At 71.0% G+C, this 1,688-nt stretch carries 1 protein-coding gene, 1 other RNA gene and 1 pseudogene; 1 reads left to right on the forward strand and 2 read right to left on the reverse strand.

Translation table 11 applies throughout. From position 1 onward, the window contains the following. Positions 1 to 185 precede the first annotated feature (185 nt). Both rnpB and HW445_RS30010 read right to left on the reverse strand, forming a co-directional pair. Positions 186 to 593, reverse strand: an RNA gene (gene rnpB / locus HW445_RS30005) — RNase P RNA component class A. 67 nt (positions 594 to 660) lie between these two features. Further along, positions 661 to 1,230, reverse strand: a complete 570-nt coding sequence (locus HW445_RS30010) for a Uma2 family endonuclease (protein ID WP_180223960.1) — start codon at positions 1,228 to 1,230, stop codon at positions 661 to 663. Between the two features lie 182 nt (positions 1,231 to 1,412). Here HW445_RS30010 and HW445_RS30015 point away from each other — a divergent pair. Further along, positions 1,413 to 1,688, forward strand: a pseudogene (locus tag HW445_RS30015) (hypothetical protein); the annotation flags it as partial.

Raw genomic sequence — 1,688 nt, forward strand, 5'->3', positions numbered from 1 at the left:
CCGGCCACCGCCCTGCACGCCGTGGTCACCGACGCGTCCGCCCCCGCCGCCGAGCTGGCGGCGCTCTCCGCGGCGGGCGTCACCGTCCGGACGGTGGAGCCGTGGCGGTGACGTACCGGTGGCGTGGCGATAACCGCGCAGAACGGCCCCGGCCCGGGAGAATTCCCAGGTCAGGGCCGTGAGGGCAGACGAGTCGGGCTGTACGCCGGGTTCTGTTCCCCCAGGTCCTCGCGGGCCTCGGGGCGACGGCCATCCATCTACGACCGGCGTTGCCACCGGCCTCCAGCGGTCCACCCGCGGACTCGGGCGGGCAGCCCTCGATCGTCCGCGCAGGGCGCCCTCCTCGCGGAAGGAGCCCTTCTTGACCTTGCTCCAGGTGGGGTTTACCTAGCTGCCCAGGTCACCCTGGGCACTGGTGGTCTCTTACACCACCGTTTCACCCTTACCGAGGACCGAGATCCCCGGCGGTCTGCTTTCTGTGGCACTGTCCCGCGGGTCACCCCGGGTGGCCGTTAGCCACCACCCTGCCCTGTGGAGCCCGGACGTTCCTCGGGAGCGCCCTGAGGCACTCACGCGGCCGCCCGCCCGGCTCGTCTGCCGTGGGGACCATGCTACCGGGCGCGGCGCCCCGCTCCGACCGTGCGGGCACGGGCACGGCGGTCAAAGGAAGGCGGCCGTGTCCAGGTCGAAGCAGAACGGTTCGGGCAGCGGCATGGGGTTGCCGAAGGGGCCCTTGCGGGCCTGCAGGTAGTCGTCGCCCTCAGGGTCGCTGAAGAGGGTCAGCGAGGAGGAGTCCCGGTCCACCAGCAGGTAGACGGGGATGCCGCCACGGGCGTAACAGCGCCGCTTGGACTCCCGGTCGGCCACCGCGCGGGAGGAGGTCACCTCGACGACCATGGCCACACCCGCGCACGGCATCCAGGGCTCGGCTCCCCGGAACAGGCGGAGAGAGGAGGGGGCGAAGGTACCGTCCGGGATGACGTGGTTCTTCGGACAGCGTCCACCCCCGATCAGCTTCAGTCCCTTGTTTCCGGAGAAGTCCATCTCCGTCCTGGACTGCCGGTACACCTGCTTGGCGATCATGTTGATGTAGTCCTCATGATCCCCGTCGGGCGGTGGCGTCACGACGATCTCGCCCTCGATCAGCTCGGCCCGGAAGCCCTCCGGGGTGTCCAGGGCGAGGAAGCCTTCGAGCACGACGTCACTGTGCGTGAGCGGCTCGTGTGCCATGGCGGTCATGTCACGCCCTCCGTTCGGTCGCTCACCAGAGTCGGACATGCGCTGATCACCGTCCAGGAGATCGAGGTGCTTTACCTCGATCGTGGCACAGAGCGGCAGCTCCGCACCACGGAACGCGGCGCGGGGCGCGCGTCGTAGGCTGGCCGGGTTCCGCGACACCGAAGGAGTTCCCCGTGCTCGTCCTGCTGCCCCCTTCCGAAGGCAAGGCGCCGTCCGGTGACGGCGCGCCGGTGCGGCTGGAGTCGTTGTCGCTGCCGGCGCTGGGCGCTGCCCGGCGGGCGGTGCTGGAGGAGCTGGTGGAGCTGTGCTCCGGGGACGAGGAGAAGGCCCGGGAGGTGCTCGGGCTGAGCGAGGGGCTGCGCGGGGAGGTCGGCAAGAACGCCGGGCTGCTGACGGCGGGGGCCCGGCCGGCCGGCGAGATCTACACGGGCGTGCTGTACGACGCGCTG

It is taken from the genome of Streptomyces sp. UH6 (genome assembly GCF_013421635.1).
Lineage (GTDB): Bacteria > Actinomycetota > Actinomycetes > Streptomycetales > Streptomycetaceae > Streptomyces > Streptomyces abyssomicinicus.